The sequence below is a fragment of the Mesorhizobium sp. M1A.T.Ca.IN.004.03.1.1 genome (assembly GCF_003997555.1).
In the GTDB taxonomy this organism is placed as follows: Bacteria; Pseudomonadota; Alphaproteobacteria; order Rhizobiales; family Rhizobiaceae; genus Mesorhizobium.
The window spans coordinates 368,960-387,754 of the sequence record NZ_RZTV01000005.1; the positions used below are offsets into that span (position 1 = coordinate 368,960).

Genomic DNA, 18,795 nt, shown 5'->3' on the forward strand with positions numbered 1-18,795 from the left:
GAAAGAAAGATGACCTTCGACTGGCCCACCGCGCTTCCGCTGATCTTCGCCGGCCTGATGGGCCTCGCCATCCTGATCTACGTCATTCTCGACGGTTTCGATCTCGGCATCGGCATCCTGTTCGCAGGCGCCGAAGATGCCGAGCAGGACACGATGATCGCCGCGATCGGCCCATTCTGGGACGCCAACGAGACCTGGCTGGTGCTGGCGGTCGGCCTCTTGCTGGTCGCGTTCCCGATGGCGCACGGCACCATCCTCACCGCGCTCTATATCCCGGTGTTCCTGCTGCTGGTCGGCCTGATCCTGCGCGGCGTTGCCTTCGATTTCCGCGCCAAGGTGCCGGCCGGCAAGAAGCACCGCTGGAACCGGATCTTCTTTTTGGGCTCCACCATGGCCTCGCTGGCGCAGGGCTATATGCTCGGCGTCTATGTGCTCGGCCTCGATGTCGGCATTGGCGGCATGGCCTTCGGCGCGCTGGTCGCGCTCTGCCTGTCGGCGGCCTACGCCGCCATGGGCTCGGCCTGGCTGATCTACAAGACCGAGGGCGACCTGCAAGGAAAGGCGGTGCGCTGGCTGCGCGTCACGCTGGTGCTGACGGCGCTCGGCATGGTCGCGGTCTCTTTGGCCACGCCCTTCGCCAGCCCGCGCATCTTCGACAGATGGTTCCTCTGGCCGGAGATCCTCTATCTGTCGCCGCTGCCGATCGTATCGGCGCTCTTGTTCCTGTGGCTGTGGCGGCAGACGTTTCATCTGCCCAAGCCCGACGACCGGCATGCGCTGCGGCCGTTCCTGACCCTGGCCGCCATCTTCGCGCTCGGCTTCGCCGGGCTTGCCTGGTCGTTCTATCCCTATGTCGTGCCCGACAAGCTGACGATCTGGCAGGCCGCCTCGGCGCCGGAGAGCCTGGCCTTCATCCTGGTCGGCACCGTCGTCGTGCTGCCCATCATCATTTTCTATTCGTTCTACGCCTATCGCGTGTTCGGCGGCAAGGCGACGGATCTGACCTACGATTGAGCGCATAATCTCCCTCCTCGAGGGGGAGATGGCCGGCAGGCAGAGGGGGTCGGTCCGACTGGGCTCAGCCCACTTTGCTGCAGACGAGGTCGGCGCTCCACGCGCGGCGACCCCCTCTGTCGCCTTCGGCGACATCTCCCCCTCGAGGGGGGAGATCTGCGCGGCTCAGCTCTTGCTACTTGCCAGCACCAGCACCGGCTTCTCGCTGTAGAGCGCGGGAAACAGCGCTTTCAAATTCTCGATCTTCGGCAGGTCGTTGTAGACGATATAGGGGTAGGTCGGGTTCAGCGTCAGGAAATCCTGATGGTAATCCTCGGCCGGATAGAAGGTCTTGCCGGTCTCCAGCGTCGTCACGATCGGCTTCGAAAATACCTTGGCGTTGTCGAGCCGGGCGATGTAGCTCTCGGCGATCTTCTTCTGCTCGTCGTTCTCGGCGAAGATCGTCGAGCGGTACTGCGTGCCCTGGTCCGGCCCCTGGTAATTGAGCTGCGTCGGATTGTGCGCGACCGAGAAATAGACCTGCAGCAGCTGGCCATAGGTGACCTTCGACGGATCGTAGGTGATCTCGACCGATTCCGCATGGCCGGTGCGGCCGGTGCCGACGACCTCGTAGACGGCGTTCTCGGCGCTGCCGCCGGCGTAGCCGGAGACGGCCTTGCTGACGCCCTTGACGTGCTGGAACACGCCCTGCACGCCCCAGAAGCAGCCGCCGGCGAAGATCGCTTTCTCCGTGCCGCCGGCGGCCTTTTCATCCAAAACCGGCGGCGGGATCACCACCGCGTCCTCGGCCGAACGCGCCGGCGTCTGCCAGAAGGCGGCCGCGGCCGCCGTCAGCACCAGCGCTGCAAGCGGGGCCAGCGAGCGCCGCGCCGCCTTTTTATCGATGCCGTGCATGTCGGATCTCCTTGTTCGTTGTTCCACTATATACGAAGCAAGCCGTCCCAGGTTTCTCACTTTGCCGTGCGGCGGCTTCTGGCCGGCGGCGATTGTTGCCAAGAGGCCTGGGCCGCTGACTTATTGCGCCGGCGCCATCGCGTCGGCAGGCTTCATCGCATCCGCGGGCTTCATGGCATCCGTGGCGGGTTTCATCGCCTGGGACGCCATTGCATCGGGCTTCATTTTATCTGCGGGCTTCATCTCGCCGGTCGGCATCATAGCATCGGTCGCCGGCTTCATGGCTTCGGTCGCCATCGCATTGGCTGGCTTCATCGCGTCGGTCGTGTCGTCGGCGCGGGCGCCGGCAACGAACGCGGCAGCGGCAAGCGCGAAAGCCAGCGCCGGCAGCGTGAGGAATCTGGTCATGCTAGTTCTCCTTTGGTTGCGGCGCGCGGATGCGGGCCCGATGGTGCGCTGCCGCCTGCCGCGGCCCCGCCCGAAAAGAAAAGTCAGTTTGCCGCGGCGGCCAGGATCGGCCCGCCGTCCGGCGTCTGCACCAGCACTGCCGTGCTCAAGCCCCCGGGTGCCGTAGGCAGCGGCAGCGTCGTCGCCTCGCCGTTCCAGCGGCCGAGCCTCTGCAGCGAATGCACGACATTGGCATGCGGTAGCGTGCGTCCGGTGTTCTCGCCGCGCGCCACCGGCACCTCGACGACGCCGCGTGCGTAGCGCACCAGCCAGACATCGGCCGCCCCGCCGGGCGCCGTGCCGCCGCCGATGCTCACCTTGCCGTCGCCGAGCGAGAGCGCCGGACCCGAGGCGTGCGGGGTTGTCGAGATCAGCCGCTCGATCTCGCCGGGCGCCGCACCGACGGCGTCGGCGCTGCCGTTCACCACCACCTGCGGCGTGAACGGCCCGTCATGGCCGAGCGGCGGCTCGTAGGCGACCTGGCGCTGGGTGAATTCCTGCCGGCCGAAAATGTCCTTCCAGCCGAGATAGTCCCAGTAGGTGACGTTGAAGGACAGCGCCAGCACGCCCGGCCGGTCCTTGATCTTGATCAGATTGGCATTGGCCGGCGGGCAGGACGAGCAGCCCTGGCTGGTGAACAGCTCGACCACGGTAAGCGGCTCGGCGGAAGCGGCATCGAGCGTGGCGGCAAGCGCAGCAAATGCCGCGCCGGCAAGCAGGCCGATCCTTGTCTTCAATCCGGTCATGGGAAGCAGTCTCCGTAGCGGGGCGATGCTCCCATTTCGCCGCCGCGGAGGACTTCGTTACAGCTTCACCGGTTTGTGATTGAGAGGCGCCTTCCCCTTCTCCCCTTGTGGGAGAAGGTGGATCGGCGCGCAGCGCCGAGACGGATGAGGGGCGCTCCAGCGGAGTGAGACGCTCGCGAGCGCGTCTGCTAGATTCTTGTCTAGACTTAAGGCGCCACCAAGCTGGAGCACCCCTCATCCGTCGCCTTCGGCGACACCTTCTCCCACAAGGGGAGAAGGGAGGGCGCTACTGCGTCAGCACCGTCTCGGACGGGCGCTGGTTGAAGGCGCATTTGCCGGTCACATTGTAGAAGAAGTCGGCATTGGAAACCGGCGCCGGCACAGGGTTGCCGCCGTCTTCCCAGGCCTGGTAGCCGGTCTGGCCGCAGGGCACCGAGGTGAAGATGTCGACCTTCTGGCCGGTCGCGACCTCGGGCATATCGTTGGCGCTGGTGCCGATATAGAGCCGGTTCGAGGTGTTGGGATCGTTCGACTTCAGCACCTTCGGGTTGCCCGAGGGAACGTCCATTTGTAGATAGAGCTGGTCCATCTGGCTGACATCGATCACCGCGCCGGCGCCATTGGCCGGATAGAAGGTATCGGCGCAGGTCGTGACGTACTTGTTGCTGCCGCTGGTCTGGGTGATCGCCCCGCTCGGCAGATTGTTGAAACTGTCGACCGTCGAGGTCGTGCAGACCTGTTTCTGCACCACGGTCTTCGTCGATCCGTTGATAGTGCTGACGGTGGTTGTGCCGTAGCCCTTCGGGTCGCCATAGCCGTTGTAGTTATAGCTGATCGTCATCAGCGGCTTGGCCTTGGTCTGGCCGAACTGGGTGCCGTAGAGCGTCATCGTCTTGTTCCAGTAGCCCGACACCTTCGTCACCTTGAAAGTGGACTGCACCAGCGCCGGCATCTTGCGTACCGAGGAGCCGACGCCGACATCGACCGAATTGATCCTGGCGATCTGCATGAAACTGGTTGGCATCGGATAGGCCGCCGTGGCGCTGAACGTCGCCGTGCCGTCGGCGGCGACGTTGACGGCGGTGAGCGTCGCGTCGCCCAGCCCGCTATTGGCGACATAGGCCTGCTGCAAGGCCGTCTGGCGATCGGCCTTCGAGGTCGTGGTCGGCAGCGTGGTGATTGACAGGATCGCGGCATCCAGCGCCTGCTGCATGTTGCTCCTGGTCGTCACCGCCGAGGTGTAGTCGACAGAAAAGCCGACCGCGAGCAGCAGCGGGATCGCCAACAGTGCCATCATCGGCAGCATCGAGCCGCCTTGCGATCGAACGAAATCTCTTGCCGACGAGAACATGCCCCAACCCCCAACACACCGGCAATGCAACCTGCCTGCCACCAGAGGTGGAGATATGCCCAAAATGAGTGCATGAAAGTTTAAGTGGATTGAATTTTTGCGCGGAGGCGCCCTAACCTTCAAACGCTTGCGCTGCCCCTCACCTGCCTGCCGGCATCCTCTCCCCGTATGGTAACGGGGAGAGGGGCGCCCCCATCGACGATTTCGCCAATTTGGAACGCTGCAAGAAAGGTACCGAGGCGGCGGCCAGCCCCTTCTCCCCGTCACTTACGGCGAGAAGTGCCCGGCAGGGCGATGAGGGGCAGCGCCGGCCTCCGATCATTGGCCGTGTTCAGACATTGGCGAGCGTGCTTGCCTGCTCTGCTCCGATCTCCCCGGGCCCACCGCTTGCCCCTTAAACCCGCCCCTGCTAAAGCGCGCCGCATGACGACGCCCCTCGACCACATCCGCAATTTCTCCATCGTCGCCCATATCGACCATGGCAAATCCACGCTTGCCGACCGGCTGATCCAGCTCACCGGCGCGCTGGAGGAGCGCGACATGAAGGAGCAGGTGCTGGACTCCATGGACATCGAGCGCGAGCGCGGCATCACCATCAAGGCCCAGACCGTTCGGCTGAACTACCGCGCCAAAAACGGCGAGGACTACGTGTTGAACCTCATCGACACGCCCGGCCATGTCGACTTCGCCTATGAAGTTTCGCGCTCTTTGGCCGCCTGCGAGGGCTCGCTGCTGGTGGTCGACGCCTCACAAGGGGTCGAGGCGCAGACGCTCGCCAATGTCTACCAGGCGATCGACAACAACCACGAGATTGTCGTGGTGCTGAACAAGGTCGACCTGCCGGCGGCCGAGCCCGAGCGCATCCGCGAGCAGGTCGAGGAGGTGATCGGCCTCGACGCCTCCAATGCCGTGCTGATCTCGGCCAAGACCGGCCTTGGCGTGCCGGACGTGCTGGAGGCGATCGTCCACCAGTTGCCGCCGCCGCGCGAGGGCGACATTTCGGCACCCCTGAAAGCCATGCTGGTCGACAGCTGGTACGACGCCTATCTCGGCGTCATCGTGCTGGTCCGCGTCATCGACGGCGTGATGAAGAAGGGCCAGACCATCCGCATGATGGGCACGGGCGCAAAGTATCTCGTCGAGCGCACCGGCGTCTTCAAGCCGGCCCGCGTCAATGTCGACGAGCTCGGCCCCGGCGAGTTCGGCTTCTTCACCGGCTCGATCAAGGAAGTGGCCGACACCCGCGTCGGCGACACCATCACCGAGGACCGCCGCCCGACGCAAAAGGCGCTGCCCGGCTTCAAGCCGGCGCAGCCGGTGGTGTTCTGCGGCCTGTTCCCTGTCGACGCCGCCGATTTCGAGGATCTGCGCGCCGCCGTCGGCAAGCTGCGCCTCAACGACGCTTCCTTCTCCTATGAAATGGAGACCTCCGCCGCGCTCGGCTTCGGCTTCCGCTGCGGCTTCCTCGGGCTCTTGCATCTGGAGATTATCCAGGAGCGGCTGGAGCGCGAGTTCAACCTCGACCTCATCGCCACCGCGCCGTCCGTCGTCTACCGCATGAACCTCATCGACGGCACGGTGAAGGAGCTGCACAACCCGGCCGACATGCCCGACGTGGTCAAGATCGCCTCGATCGAGGAGCCGTGGATCCGCGCCACCATCCTCACCCCCGACGACTATCTCGGCGGCATCCTGAAACTCTGCCAGGACAGGCGCGGGATTCAGGCCGACCTCTCCTATGTTGGCAAGCGCGCCATGCTGACCTACGATTTGCCGCTCAACGAGGTCGTGTTCGACTTCTACGACCGGCTGAAGTCGATCTCCAAGGGCTACGCCTCCTTCGACTATCACCTGACCAACTATCGCGAGGGCGACCTGGTGAAGATGTCGATCCTGGTCAATGACGAGCCGGTCGACGCGCTGTCCATGCTGGTGCACCGCTCGGCCGCCGAAAAGCGCGGCCGCGCCATGTGCGAGAAGCTGAAGGAGCTGATCCCGCAGCATTTGTTCAAGATCCCGATCCAGGCGGCCATCGGCGGCCGCATCATCGCACGCGAGACCGTCTCTGCGCTCAGAAAGGACGTCACCGCCAAATGCTACGGCGGCGACGTGACCCGCAAGCGCAAGCTGCTCGACAAGCAGAAAGAGGGCAAGAAGCGGATGAGGCAGTTTGGGAAGGTGGATATCCCGCAGGAGGCGTTTATCCAGGCGCTGAAGATGGGGGATTGAGAAGCCGATTTTGAATCTAAACTTCAAGCCATTGATCGGGGACTAACTTTTCGCCCCCTCTCCATCGGGCGACAACTGCATCCTGGAACCATGCCTCTGCCTCATCGGCGTGATCAATGACAATCGTCTGAAACTTACTTTCAGCTGTTCGTTGCTGAATGAAACGAAAGAGACGGCGCACTGCGATCCGATCATCGTCTTCGATATCATTATCGCTGGTTTGCAGCTCACTCGGCGGATAATGAGCCTTGGACGGTTGATCGAAGATAACAAATGCAGGAACTGGCCTGTTGCGCTCGCGAAATATGCGGTGAAGAGCCATGTGCGTTAAAACGTGGCAACCTACCCAATTATCACCACTGCCCATATTTTCTAGCCGGATGCTTCCATGCGTTCTCGTTTCTGCAACGACCGTCAGTCGTCTTAAGTCTAACCGAGTCCGCCCATCAGCGTGTTCAAGTTCCAAATCACGAGCATATTCCGTCATATAGTCGGATAGGACGTATTCGACATTTGAGAGCCTATCTTCATAGTTATCGCCGGATAATTCGGACATCAATTGCTCAACCCTACGCTTCATTGCGCCGAGGCGCACTCGTTGCTCGCTCTCTTCCGCGGGCGCCTTGCTTTCCAGAAACGCGCTTATTCGTCCCTGCACTCTAGACCGCTTAACCGCGTCTTCTTGCTGGATCCGGTAAAGCTCGTTCTGCCTTACAACAGCGTTCAGCTGACTCTGGTTCTCGCGTATTCGCCGACTAACGTCCTCTAGCTGAGTCTCCAGTTCAACGATGTACGACTGCAGCCTGGGATTTTGGGACCGAAGGGATGTTAGCCTGTCACCCACCTCAGAGACTTCTGTGCGCAGTTGCTCAAGAAGAATTCTTGGGGAATCGATATAAGAGTCACATAGAGGGCATTGATGACCCCCAACGCTCAGGTCCGGAAATATGTTTAGCGCCTCCAGCCTTGACCTTTGTTCGAATAGCTCGCCCTCGTAGGCGTCCCTGTTTGAACCAAAGACGCGGGCTTCATCCACACGATCCTTGAGTTCTGAATACGCTGACCTGAGGGAATCTCGATCGGCGAAAAGCTCGCCAATTTCCCCATCAACATCAACATAGTCGCCAGTTGAAGGGAGCGGCGATGCAAGGGCGCCTCGCAAAGCTAAAATCACCTCATCCACCGAAGCCGGCCTTACATCGAGCGGAACAAGCCCCACCTGCCTCGCCTCTGCCAATATAGAACTAGCGCGGGTTGCTGTAGCTCTCTCCCAAGAGACTTCGGCTTCCAGCTGCCGCTCTAAAAGTCGAATATCCCGACGAAGTTGGGAAAGCTCATTTTGCTTAAGCAATTCGGAAGTGGTTACCGCTCCCAGAAGGTATGGCAAAGTGTCTCTAATCGCTTGGGCTACAAACCCGTCTTCCTGATTGAAAAAGAGCTGATTTTTATTATCGATCAGACTCTGGTCCTGATAGCAAAATATACGAGAATGAGCGAAATTTGCTGCCAAGGGTGGACGTGTGCTGTCCAACCCGGGTACGTGCAAATTTTCTTCGATTCCAACATACCGGGTGAGCAGGTCCCTTATGCCGTCGAGGTCGCAGTTCTTGACGAGACGTTCACTAGGTGGAATCTCCACTTGGGCACCAATTTGAATATAAATGTTTGAGTTGGTTGCTCGCCCTCGATCAGGGTTCTGACGAGCAATAAAGATTTTCTCGCCGGAGCAATCCAGTAACACGCCATACCAGCTCACTTTTCGACGTATCACACCATCTGGAACGTGACACTCACCGGAGCCAAGGCAATAATCAACAATATGAATGATTGCAGATTTTCCGGTCTTGGACTCGCCAGTTATTATATTCATCCGGTCGAGGAAGAAGCTAAGAAAGCGGACTTCGCCTCGGTGGCCGTAGAGAACCAATTTTTCAAGAGTAATCTTCAAAGACGTACTCCCAGAGCGGTGAAGACGGTTGGTGCGGTTCCTGAACTAGCCAACCAGCGACCGACAAAATGAGCCTTCTTGCAGCAGTTTGAGACTTCGGCGGATGGTGTGGATTTCTCGAAGTTCACGAAGACCTTGTCCGCTACAACCAATTCTATCCGCGCTTCGTCGACGATCTGTGCGAGGCCCGTTGTCGTGATTAATAGGAGGCCTTCCTTCGTTGCCAAGGCTAGATCAGCGAGACGGCGCGAAAGGTGCGTCGTCAGTTCCGCATTCCTCTCCGACCAGTTGATTAGTCGCGTGACGACCGTAGACGGAAGGCGTGCCCGCGTTTCGCTGTGAAGGACGAGTGGCAATATCAAGTAGGAATATAGAAAGGGAATCCCTTTTTCGACTCTGATTGGTAACCCGCCACAGCCCTAGCAATTAAGACTCCCGAAAAAGCCGGGTTTAATAGGCGTCGTTCTTCTATTGTGGTAGCGCGAAGTGTCATTTGGACTTGAAATATGTTGAGAAATCTGGATGCCAACCCACCTTCACGGCATCCGCAAGCGCGTGAAACGAGCCTCCGGTCAAGAATTGCGCACTAGCCCCTTTGAGGGGTGTCTCCTGAACCTCCGCCCAACCTAACAAGCCTCGCCCACATTTGCGCTTCTCGTCTTCGTCGGCAGCGGCCCCCAACTCATCCATCACAATGGCACATTGGGTTCCCCAGCGCGCTTGCAGATCGTTGTCATAGCGAGTCAATTCAGCGGGATCAATTTTGGCCTCTCGGAGCCACTTTGAGCGTTGCGCACTGGCTTTCAAGAACGCCTTCTGCGCATTTTTGATGCGGGCAACGCCAGCCTTGACGCATCGTATCTGTTCAACAAAAGTATAGCCGTCCAAACCAGAAAGGTCACCTTCAGGATCATCAATATCAATATGCAGCACCGACGCCTTATATTTTTCTCGTAGGTAAGCGATTTTTCCGTCAACCGCGATTAATGAAATCACCGGTCCTTTACCGGAGCTAAGCCCAATAGAAACTTGCTCTAACCACCACCCCTCTAATTCCTGGCGAAATTCCGGCAATTGTTGACGCTCGCAAGCAGGATACAGGCTAGCTTCGATCTCGGCGGTCAGTCCGGCCAAATTGACTGTATTCGGCACCACGAAAATGGAACGGAGAAAAGCTGCCTGACTTTCGTCATCCAACGCGGCAAATAAACTACGGTCCTCCTCCGTCGCTTTATTTTCGGACGACAGAGCAATTTCACGCAACTTTACCAACGCTGCGTCGACGTCACGTGCTGATTCGTCGGGGCAGAGGTGTGCAAGCGCGGAGTCGTTTGGGACAGTTGCGTTCGTGACTAGGCAGAAGTCGACCCTAGTTAGCTCGACAATTCCGCCGGAGAATAGCCGCACCCAATTGCCCAAGGTTCGCCAAAAAGCTTTCGAGAAATCTGAAATTTCGCCTTCTGTTTGAGTCACGTGCTTTAGCTGATCGGCAGAAATTACGTTGCCATTATCAATTACCGCGACATCGTCATACTTCTCGATTGCGATTGCACCGGTAGGATCGCGGCGCATGCGTTCGAGTGCCCTATGAAGAGCGTAGCGCAGCTGGAATAGATAGCCCGCCGCCTGCCCCGGTGCCTCAGATTTGTTGTGTGATGGTTTGACCGTCATTGCTCCCCCGCCCTACGAATACGCGAGTTTCGGGAATCTTCAAATGCTAATGGGGCGTTGGCAAAGTCTAACACCATCCTGCGCAGTTCTGTGACTTGGCAGCTAGGGGGCAGGCCGATTCTCAGGTCCAGGGTTCCAGATTTCTTATAGGCAGCTTTGAGAGCGCCCGGCCGTGAAGTATTCTGGTCTGGCTCGGGGAGACATCGCATGCGCTCCACCTCGGACACTGTCGCCGCGATCGGCCTCGCCGTCGGCGGCGCGTTGGGCATGGCAGGCGCCTTCGTTGCAAGCGACGCGCTGCGCGAGACGCTGTGGACCATCGATGGCGTGGGGGTCGTCGTCGCGGCGGCGTTGCTGACGATGAAATACCAGGGGCTGGGCAATGATCTCGTCGCGGCCGGCTTTCTCACTTTCCTCGCCGGCGAAAGCCTCCTTCTGGCCGGCAATGCGGCGGGCCTGCAGGCGAGCGTTCCGTTCTATGTCGGCGGCATTGCGCTGTGGGAGGCGGGGCTCACCATGGTCAGCGCGCCAAAAACCTTCGCGCTCACCGCTTTCGTCGCGGCCGTGCTCTTCGTCGTCTCGGCCCTGATGATCCTCTGGGGCGCGCCGCTTCTGCCCACCTCGGCGCCTTTGCCCGCCGCCGGCTATCCGTTCCTGGTCCTCACCTTTATCGGCTGGATCTGGACGCTGCTCAAATCGGAACGGTGAGCGGGCGAAAAATGGCCGCGCCGCTTGAAATCCGCAACAGCGCCTCCGGCAAGATCCTGCCCGCGGTGGGACCGTTCCTGATCGGCGGCATTTTTGGCTTCGGCGCCCTGCAGGGCCTGGGCTCGGGGGCGTCCGGCGGCCATGTGCTGTGGATCGCGCTGCTCGGCGTCGCCTTCCTGGCGCTTGGCGTCTTCATTTCGCGCGGCGCCTTCGACAATTCGGTCAAGGTCACGCTTGATCAGCGCGGTTTTCGCGATACTCGCGCCGGCGACGTGCTGGTGCCGTGGAACAAGGTGCGGAGCGTGCGCCTCGCCTCCGGCGGCAAGGGTGCGGCGATGCTCAATTTCGAGCTCACCGAGGAGCCGCCCGACGCGATCAAATACGCCGCCGCCAATGCCTTCGGCCTGATGCCCTTCGGCAAGACCACCGTGCACATGGAGATCTCCTCGCTCGACATCCACGACCAGGACTTGATCGCGGCGGTGAAGACATTCGCGCCGCACGTGGTGGTGAGGCGCTGATCTCCTCCCTCGAGGGGGAGATGTCGTCAAAGGCGACAGAGGGGGTCGCCGCGCGTGGAGCGCCGACGTCGTGCGGCACGAGATGAGGTCGGCGTTCTACGCGCAAGGACCCCCTCTGACCGCTTCGCGACCATCTCCCCCTCGAGGGGGGAGATTACCGGTGCTTCCCGTGCTCTACTCCCATCGGGGACCTCGCCATGATTCGCGCTCTGCTCGCCGCTCTTCTCCTCACCGCGCCGGCCTTCGCCGCCGACATGTCGGTCTTTGTCCGCAACCAGCGCTCCGACGGCGTCGCGCTGGAACTGTTCAGCCGCGACAGCGAAAAGGTCTGGCCGGGCGGCGACAAGGTTTTTCTCATCCGCCCGCAGGCGCGCAAATCCGTGCCGATCTCCTGCGAGCCCGGCGAGCACATCTGCTGGGGCGCCTGGGTGGTCGGCGACGATTCCGTCATCGCCGGCGTCGGCCCCGACAACGACCAGCCCTGCGACAATTGCTGCTTCATCTGCGTGGAGCATTCGACCGAGACGGTGGATCTGGCGGAGTAGGGCCCCCCTTCTCCCCTTGTGGGAGAAGGTGGCTCGGCGCGCAGCGCCGAGACGGATGAGGGGTGTTGGACGGAGTGCGATGTTGGAGAATTGGACGAAATGAGGCCGAGTCTTCCGCCATGCCGCATCAGCCTGTAGCTCCAACCAAACGGGATTTCGCTCGTCGGATGCGGCGCGAGTCGACAGAAGCGGAGGGTCGTCTGTGGCAGGAGTTGCGCGGCCGGCGTCTCGACAAGATCAAGTTCCGCCGGCAGGTGCCAGTGGGTAGATTCGTCGCCGACTTCGTTTGCGCCGAGGCTCGGCTTATCATCGAAATCGATGGCAGTCAGCATGCGGACTCGCCCCACGACCAGGAGCGCGACGCCGAATTGAAGGCGAAGGGATTTCGCGTGTTGAGGTTCTGGAATGACGACGTTCTGAAGGACCTCGATGCTGTCTGCGATACCATCATTGCCTATGTGCGGGACGAAGATCTGCAGCCTTGGCGATGATGCCGATGGGCGTATTTGCCAAGCTGGAGCACCCCTCATCCGTCTCGGCGCTGCGCGCCGATCCACCTTCTCCCACAGGGGGAGAAGGGAGCTTGCCCCTCCCTTGGCCCATCGCACCCGCCTTTATCCGCCGGCCCGTATCGGCTAAGGGGGCAAGCACCAAACCTCTTGCCCGGACTTGCCACCGCCAAATGACCGCCAAGCCAAAACCGCTCTTCCTCGGCATCGACACCGGCGGCACCTATACCGATGCCGTGCTGTGGTCGGAGGAGGGCGGGCCCCTGGACAACCCCAGCAAGGGCAAGGTGCTGGCCAAGGCCAAGGCGCTGACCACGCGCCACGACCTCGCCGTCGGCATTTCCGGCGCGGTCGACGCGGTGCTGGAAAAATCCGGTACCGACCCGGCCGCGATCAAGCTGGTGTCGATGTCGACCACGCTTGCCACCAACGCGCTGGTCGAGGGCCAGGGCGGGCGCGTGGCGCTGGTGATGATCGGCTTTGCCGAGGCCGACCTTGCCCGCGACGGGCTGAAGACGGCTCTCGGCAGCGACCCGGTGGTGTTCTGCCCCGGCGGCCACGACGTGCACGGCAATGCCGCCAAGCTCGATCTTTCCGGCCTCGAGGCGGCGTTGCCGGAGCTTGGGGGTTCGGTGTCGGGTTTCGCCGTCTGCGCCTATTTCGCCACCCGCAATCCGGCGCATGAGCTCGCCGCGCGCGACCTGATCCGCGAAAAAACCGGCCTGCCGGTCACCGCCAGCCACGAGCTTTCGGCCAAGCTCGGCGGTCCGCGCCGCGCGCTCACCACTTTGCTCAACGCCCGGCTGATCTCGATGATCGACCGGCTGGTCGCGGCGACCGAAGGCTTTCTTGGCCGGCGCGGCATCGCCGCACCTCTGATGGTGGTGCGCGGCGACGGCGCGCTGGTGTCGGCGGCCTTCGCCCGCCAGCGGCCGATCGAGACGATCCTCTCCGGCCCGGCGGCCAGCCTGGTCGGCGCCCGCCACATGACCGGGCTGGACGACGCCATGGTCTCCGACATCGGCGGCACCACCACCGACGTCGCCGTGCTCGATAGCGGCCGGCCGCGGCTCGATCCGGAAGGCGCCACCGTCGGCGGCTTCCGTACCATGGTCGAAGCCGTCGCCATGCGCACCTTCGGCCTCGGCGGCGACTCCGAAGTAGCGCTGCAGGACGGCGCGCTCGACCCGAAGATCCTGCTCGGGCCGCGCCGCCTGGTGCCGCTGGCGCTGGCCGGCTTGGCGCATGGCGAGGCGGTCACCGCCGAGCTGGAGCGGCAGCTGCGCGCGCCCAATCCCGGCCGCATGGACGGGCGTTTTGCCGTGCGCACCGGCGTGCCGGATCGCCTCGCCGCCGGCCTCACCGCGCCGGAAGCGAAACTCTACGAGGCGATCGGCGCCACCCCGCTGGCGCTTGACCGGCTGCTCAGCTCCAACGCCCAGAACGCTACGCTGAACCGGCTGGTGGCGCGCGGCCTGGTGCACATTTGCGGCTTCACGCCGTCCGACGCCGCCCATGTGCTCGGCAAGCAGTCGAACTGGGATCCCGCCGCCGCCCGTCTCGGCGCCGAGCTGTTTTCCCGCCGCCGCGACGGCCGCGGCCAGGCGATCGCCGCGACGCCGGAAGCGCTCGCCCAGCGCGTGCTCGTCACGCTGACGCGCTGGTCGGCCGAATATATTCTCGAAACCGCCTTCGCCGAGGACGGGCTGGACGGCGCCGCGACCGTCGCGCACGCGCTGGTGCAGCGCGCCGTCGATGCGCATCCCGGCATCGCCCGCTTCAGCGTCGCGCTCGACCGGCCGGTGATCGGCCTCGGCGCCTCGGCGCCGCTGCATTACGCCGGCCTGCCGCCGCTGATCGGCAATGGCTGCATCGTGCCGGAGGACACCGACGTCGCCAACGCGCTCGGCGCCGTCGTCGGCCAGGTGCGGGTCTCAGCCGAAGCCCGCGTCAGCCAGCCCAGGGAAGGGCTTTTCCGGCTCGCCTCGGGGCAGACGGTGCGCGACTTCACCGAGGAGGAGAAGGCGATCGCCGCGGCTGAAGCCGACGTGCGGGCGATCGTCGCCGAGCGCGCGAAGAATGCCGGCACCGACAGCGCCGAAATCGACGTTTCCACCGAATTCAAGGTCTCGACGGTCGAGAACCAGCGCATGTTCATCGAGGCGCATGTGGTGGCGGTGGCCTCTGGGCGCCCAAGGATTGCGGTGTGAGCGCGCCTTCCCCCTTCTCCCCTTGTGGGAGAAGGTGTCGCCGGAGGCGACGGATGAGGGGTGCTCCAGGGAACACCAGCGCCGCACTCCGCTGGAACACCCCTCATCCGTCTCGGCGCTTGCGCGCCGATCCACCTTCTCCCACAAGGGGGAGAAGGGAAACCGCGCCGCACCTTCACCCTAAGCCGAATTGACCCCCGCCCCCCAACATGCCAAAGGCCCGGCAAAGCCTGATGTCTGGAGACGTGCTGATGACCGACCGCATCGAGATCGCCGGGTTGCAGATTGCCCGGGAGCTCCATGACTTCGTCGCCGAGGAGGCAGCAGTCGGCACCGGCATCGATCCGGAAAAGTTCTGGGAAGGCTTTTCCGCCATCGTCCACGACCTCGCGCCGAAGAACCGCGCGCTGCTCGCCAAGCGCGACGCCATGCAGGAGAAGCTGGACGACTGGTACCGCGCCAACGGCGCGCCGGTCGACATGGAGGTGTACAGAACTTTCCTCGAGGAGATCGGCTATCTGGTGCCGGAAGGTCCGGCCTTCAGCGTCTCGACCGAAAACGTCGACCCGGAGATCGCGGTCGTCGCCGGGCCGCAGCTGGTCGTGCCGGTGATGAACGCGCGCTATGCGCTCAATGCCGCCAATGCGCGCTGGGGCTCGCTTTATGACGCGCTCTACGGCACCGACGCCATTCCCGAGACGGGAGGCGCCGAAAGGGGCAAAGCGTTCAATCCCACGCGCGGCGCCAAGGTGATCGCCTGGGTCAGGGACTTCCTCGACCAGTCCGTGCCGCTCACCACCGGCAAATGGGCCGGCATCAACGGGCTCTCGGTGGCGAACGGCGCGCTGAAGGTCGGCGAAGGCGCCGGCGCCACCACGCTTGCCGACCCGAAGCAGTTCGCCGGCTACCGCGGCGACGCCGCCACGCCGGAAGCCGTGCTTTTGGTAAAGAACGGCCTGCATATCGAGATCGTCGTCGATCATGCCAGTCAGATCGGCAAGACCGATGCGGCCGGCATTGCCGACGTCGTCCTCGAGGCCGCCTTGACCACCATTCAGGATTGCGAGGATTCGGTCGCCGCCGTCGATGCCGAGGACAAGGTCGTCGTCTATCGCAACTGGCTCGGGCTGATGAAGGGCGACCTGGCGGAAGAGATCACCAAGGCCGGCAAGAGCTTTGTCCGCAAGCTCAATCCGGACCGCCGCTACACGGCGCCGAATGGCGGCCAGCTGCTGCTGCCCGGACGCTCGCTGATGCTGGTGCGGAATGTCGGCCACCTGATGACCAATCCGGCGATCCTCGACCGCGACGGCAACGAGGTGCCGGAAGGCATCATGGACGCGGCGCTCACCGCGCTGATCGCGCTGCACGATGTCGGCGACAACGGCCGCCGTGCCAACTCCCGCGCCGGCTCGATGTATGTGGTGAAGCCCAAGATGCACGGGCCGGAGGAAGTCGGCTTCGCCGTGCAAATCTTCGATCGCGTCGAGGCCCTGCTCGGCATGGCCAAGAACACCATCAAGATGGGCATCATGGACGAGGAGCGGCGGACCACCGTCAACCTCAAGGAAGCGATCCGCGCCGCAAGAGAGCGCGTCGTCTTCATCAACACCGGCTTCCTCGACCGCACCGGCGACGAGATCCACACCTCGATGGAAGCCGGCCCGATGATCCGCAAGGGCGACATGAAGCAGGCGGCCTGGATTTCCGCCTATGAGGCGTGGAACGTCGACACCGGCCTGGAATGCGGCCTCGCCGGCCACGCCCAGATCGGCAAGGGCATGTGGGCGATGCCGGATTTGATGGCGGCGATGCTCGAGCAAAAAATCGCGCACCCCAAGGCCGGCGCCAACACCGCCTGGGTGCCCTCGCCGACCGCCGCGACGCTGCACGCCACCCACTATCATAAAGTGGATGTGCACGCCGTGCAGGCGGCGCTGAGGAGCCGGCCGAAGGCCAGGCTCGACGACATCCTGTCGGTGCCCGTGGCGGTGCGGCCGAACTGGACCCCGGACGAGATCCAGCGCGAGCTCGACAACAACGCGCAAGGCATTCTCGGCTATGTCGTGCGCTGGATCGATCAGGGTGTCGGCTGCTCGAAAGTGCCCGATATCAACGATGTCGGCCTGATGGAAGACCGCGCCACACTGCGCATTTCCTCGCAGCACATCGCCAACTGGCTGCGCCACAAGGTGTGCTCGGAGATCCAGGTCCGGGATTCGCTGCAGCGCATGGCGGCGATCGTCGATCGCCAGAATGTCGGCGACCCGTTCTACCGGCCGATGGCGCCGGATTTCGACAAGTCGATCGCCTTCCAGGCCGCCTGCGACCTGGTATTCAAGGGGACCGTTCAGCCCAACGGCTACACCGAGCCGGTGCTGCATGCGCGCAGGCTGGAGCTGAAGGCGAAGGACCGGGCGGGGTAGCGCCGGAAATCCGCGCCAGGGACCTTACGCCGCCTGCGCCATGCGCTCCGCGCTCATGCGGTAGGAGATCGCCTCGGCGAGATGGATGCGGCCGACGGTTTCGCTGGCGTCGAGATCGGCGAGCGTCCGCGCGACCTTCAGCACGCGGTGATAGGCTCGCGCCGAGAAGGCGAGCTTTTCGCTGGCGTCCTTGAGCAGCGTCAGCCCGGCGGCGTCGGGCCTGGCGATCGCCTCGATGACCGAAGGCGGGCAGTGCGCGTTGGTGGTGGCCGCCGCACCCAGCCTTTCCAGCCGCTCGCGCTGCATGGCCCGGGCGCGCGCCACGCGCTGCGCCACCGCGGCGCTGGTCTCGGCCTTGTCCGGCCGGATCAGGTCGCTTGCCGAGACCGCCGGCACCTCGATCCTGAGATCGATGCGGTCGAGCAGCGGGCCGGAAATGCGCGCCTGGTATTCGGTGCGGCAGCGCTCGCCGCGCAGGCAGCGATAGCCGGGCTCGCCCGACATGCCGCAGCGGCACGGGTTCATCGCCGCCACCAGCTGGATGCGCGCCGGATAGGTGACGCGGTGGTTGGCGCGCGCGATCACGCAGTCGCCGTTCTCCAGCGGCTGGCGCAGCGCGTCCAACGTCTGCGGCGTGAATTCCGGGAACTCGTCGAGGAACAGCACGCCGTGATGCGCAAGCGACACTTCGCCCGGCCGCACGCGCAAGCCGCCGCCCACCATCGCCGCCATCGACGCCGAATGATGTGGCGCGCGGAACGGCCGTCGGTCTGTCAGCTTGCCTTCGCCGAGCTCGCCCGCCACCGACGCGATCATCGAGACTTCGAGCAGCTCCTTCGGCGCCAGCGGCGGCAGGATCGAGGGCAGCCTTTGCGCCAGCATCGACTTGCCCGAGCCCGGCGGTCCGACCATCAGGAGATTGTGCCCGCCCCCCGCCGCCACTTCCAGCGCCCGCTTGGCGGTTTCCTGGCCCTTGATGTCGGCAAGGTCCGGCAGATCGCGCGCGGCGACCTGGATGCCGGCCTCGGGACGCGACAGCACCTGGGTGCCGCGAAAATGGTTGGCGATGGCGATCAGGCTGCGCGGCGCCAGGATATCGAAATCCTTGCCGGCCCAGGCTGCCTCCGGCCCGCAGGCGAACGGACAGATCAGCCCTTTGCCTTCGGCGTTGGCGCCGATCGCCGCCGGCAGCGCGCCGGCGACAGCGGCGATGGTGCCGTCGAGCGACAATTCGCCGAGCACGACATAGCTGGCCAGCATATCGCCAGGAATGGCGCCGAGCGCGGCCATCAATCCGAGCGCGATCGGCAGATCGTAATGGCTGCCTTCCTTGGGCAGGTCCGCCGGCGCGAGATTCACCGTCACCTTCTTCGACGGCATCGACAGGCCGGAGGCATGAAGCGCGGCCTGCACGCGTTCCCGGCTCTCTGCCACCGCCTTGTCCGGCAAACCGACGATCTGCATGCCGACCTTGCCCGGCGCGATCATCACCTGGACATCGACCGGCACGGCCTCGATGCCCTGGAAAGCCACCGTGCGAACCCGCGCTACCATCTTGTCTCAAGCCCCCGGAACC

15 protein-coding genes are annotated in these 18,795 nt (G+C 63.4%); 8 read left to right on the forward strand and 7 right to left on the reverse strand.

Features of this window, described 5'->3' with window-relative positions:
* Positions 1–9: 9 nt before the first annotated feature.
* On the forward strand, positions 10–1,014 hold the full coding sequence (locus EOD29_RS18920) for a cytochrome d ubiquinol oxidase subunit II (protein WP_067323390.1): 1,005 nt from the start codon (positions 10–12) through the stop codon (positions 1,012–1,014).
* A gap of 165 nt (positions 1,015–1,179) precedes the next feature.
* Here EOD29_RS18920 and msrA read toward each other — a convergent pair whose 3' ends face one another.
* The 4 genes from msrA to EOD29_RS18940 form a co-directional block, all read right to left on the reverse strand.
* The gene (msrA, locus tag EOD29_RS18925; protein WP_127247440.1) at positions 1,180–1,908 is read right to left on the reverse strand and encodes a peptide-methionine (S)-S-oxide reductase MsrA; all 729 of its coding nucleotides are present in this window, start codon (positions 1,906–1,908) and stop codon (positions 1,180–1,182) included.
* Positions 1,909–2,028: 120 nt separating this feature from the next.
* On the reverse strand, positions 2,029–2,316 hold the full coding sequence (locus EOD29_RS18930) for a hypothetical protein (protein ID WP_127247441.1): 288 nt from the start codon (positions 2,314–2,316) through the stop codon (positions 2,029–2,031).
* Positions 2,317–2,399: 83 nt separating this feature from the next.
* Positions 2,400–3,101 (reverse strand): DUF1223 domain-containing protein, encoded by a 702-nt coding sequence (locus EOD29_RS18935; protein WP_127247442.1) that lies wholly within the window; start codon positions 3,099–3,101, stop codon positions 2,400–2,402.
* 286 nt (positions 3,102–3,387) lie between these two features.
* Positions 3,388–4,452, reverse strand: a complete 1,065-nt coding sequence (locus tag EOD29_RS18940; protein ID WP_127247443.1) for a pilus assembly protein TadG-related protein — start codon at positions 4,450–4,452, stop codon at positions 3,388–3,390.
* 423 nt (positions 4,453–4,875) lie between these two features.
* On the opposite strand from EOD29_RS18940, the gene lepA reads away from it, so the two are divergent.
* Positions 4,876–6,681, forward strand: coding sequence for a translation elongation factor 4 (gene lepA, locus EOD29_RS18945; RefSeq protein WP_127213843.1), 1,806 nt, complete (start codon positions 4,876–4,878; stop codon positions 6,679–6,681).
* Positions 6,682–6,697: 16 nt separating this feature from the next.
* On the opposite strand, the gene EOD29_RS18950 is transcribed toward lepA, so the two are convergent.
* Both EOD29_RS18950 and EOD29_RS18955 read right to left on the reverse strand, forming a co-directional pair.
* Positions 6,698–8,629 (reverse strand): DUF3732 domain-containing protein, encoded by a 1,932-nt coding sequence (locus EOD29_RS18950; protein WP_127247444.1) that lies wholly within the window; start codon positions 8,627–8,629, stop codon positions 6,698–6,700.
* A gap of 489 nt (positions 8,630–9,118) precedes the next feature.
* Entirely contained in the window at positions 9,119–10,300 is a 1,182-nt protein-coding gene (locus tag EOD29_RS18955) for an ABC-three component system protein (RefSeq protein ID WP_127247445.1), read from the reverse strand.
* A gap of 207 nt (positions 10,301–10,507) precedes the next feature.
* On the opposite strand from EOD29_RS18955, the gene EOD29_RS35970 reads away from it, so the two are divergent.
* The 6 genes from EOD29_RS35970 to EOD29_RS18985 all read left to right on the forward strand — a co-directional run bounded on the left by EOD29_RS35970 (position 10,508) and on the right by EOD29_RS18985 (position 17,219).
* Positions 10,508–11,008, forward strand: a complete 501-nt coding sequence (locus tag EOD29_RS35970) for a hypothetical protein (RefSeq protein ID WP_164763784.1) — start codon at positions 10,508–10,510, stop codon at positions 11,006–11,008.
* 11 nt (positions 11,009–11,019) lie between these two features.
* The gene (locus tag EOD29_RS18965; protein WP_127247446.1) at positions 11,020–11,529 is read left to right on the forward strand and encodes a hypothetical protein; all 510 of its coding nucleotides are present in this window, start codon (positions 11,020–11,022) and stop codon (positions 11,527–11,529) included.
* 197 nt (positions 11,530–11,726) lie between these two features.
* Complete coding sequence (locus tag EOD29_RS18970; protein WP_127247447.1) at positions 11,727–12,074, forward strand: hypothetical protein; 348 nt, start codon at positions 11,727–11,729, stop codon at positions 12,072–12,074.
* Between the two features lie 119 nt (positions 12,075–12,193).
* Entirely contained in the window at positions 12,194–12,565 is a 372-nt protein-coding gene (locus tag EOD29_RS18975; protein ID WP_127247448.1) for a DUF559 domain-containing protein, read from the forward strand.
* A 191-nt stretch (positions 12,566–12,756) separates the two neighbouring features.
* A complete protein-coding gene (locus EOD29_RS18980) occupies positions 12,757–14,793 on the forward strand; it encodes a hydantoinase/oxoprolinase family protein (protein ID WP_127247449.1) in 2,037 nt (678 codons plus the stop codon).
* A gap of 251 nt (positions 14,794–15,044) precedes the next feature.
* On the forward strand, positions 15,045–17,219 hold the full coding sequence (locus tag EOD29_RS18985; RefSeq protein WP_127247450.1) for a malate synthase G: 2,175 nt from the start codon (positions 15,045–15,047) through the stop codon (positions 17,217–17,219).
* Positions 17,220–17,243: 24 nt separating this feature from the next.
* On the opposite strand, the gene EOD29_RS18990 is transcribed toward EOD29_RS18985, so the two are convergent.
* The gene (locus tag EOD29_RS18990; protein WP_127247451.1) at positions 17,244–18,773 is read right to left on the reverse strand and encodes a YifB family Mg chelatase-like AAA ATPase; all 1,530 of its coding nucleotides are present in this window, start codon (positions 18,771–18,773) and stop codon (positions 17,244–17,246) included.
* Positions 18,774–18,795 lie beyond the last annotated feature (22 nt).

Bases quoted from the DNA above. Each gene is read 5' to 3' on its own strand.
- EOD29_RS18965 (WP_127247446.1), top strand. From the start codon at position 11,020: ATGGCCGCGCCGCTTGAAATCCGCAACAGCGCCTCCGGCAAGATCCTG.
- EOD29_RS18935 (WP_127247442.1), bottom strand. From the start codon at position 3,101: ATGACCGGATTGAAGACAAGGATCGGCCTGCTTGCCGGCGCGGCATTT.
- lepA (WP_127213843.1), top strand. From the start codon at position 4,876: ATGACGACGCCCCTCGACCACATCCGCAATTTCTCCATCGTCGCCCAT.
- EOD29_RS18985 (WP_127247450.1), top strand. From the start codon at position 15,045: ATGACCGACCGCATCGAGATCGCCGGGTTGCAGATTGCCCGGGAGCTC.
- EOD29_RS18990 (WP_127247451.1), bottom strand. From the start codon at position 18,773: ATGGTAGCGCGGGTTCGCACGGTGGCTTTCCAGGGCATCGAGGCCGTG.
- msrA (WP_127247440.1), bottom strand. From the start codon at position 1,908: ATGCACGGCATCGATAAAAAGGCGGCGCGGCGCTCGCTGGCCCCGCTT.
- EOD29_RS18955 (WP_127247445.1), bottom strand. From the start codon at position 10,300: ATGACGGTCAAACCATCACACAACAAATCTGAGGCACCGGGGCAGGCG.
- EOD29_RS18930 (WP_127247441.1), bottom strand. From the start codon at position 2,316: ATGACCAGATTCCTCACGCTGCCGGCGCTGGCTTTCGCGCTTGCCGCT.
- EOD29_RS35970 (WP_164763784.1), top strand. From the start codon at position 10,508: ATGCGCTCCACCTCGGACACTGTCGCCGCGATCGGCCTCGCCGTCGGC.
- EOD29_RS18975 (WP_127247448.1), top strand. From the start codon at position 12,194: ATGCCGCATCAGCCTGTAGCTCCAACCAAACGGGATTTCGCTCGTCGG.
- EOD29_RS18940 (WP_127247443.1), bottom strand. From the start codon at position 4,452: ATGTTCTCGTCGGCAAGAGATTTCGTTCGATCGCAAGGCGGCTCGATG.
- EOD29_RS18970 (WP_127247447.1), top strand. From the start codon at position 11,727: ATGATTCGCGCTCTGCTCGCCGCTCTTCTCCTCACCGCGCCGGCCTTC.
- EOD29_RS18980 (WP_127247449.1), top strand. From the start codon at position 12,757: ATGACCGCCAAGCCAAAACCGCTCTTCCTCGGCATCGACACCGGCGGC.
- EOD29_RS18920 (WP_067323390.1), top strand. From the start codon at position 10: ATGACCTTCGACTGGCCCACCGCGCTTCCGCTGATCTTCGCCGGCCTG.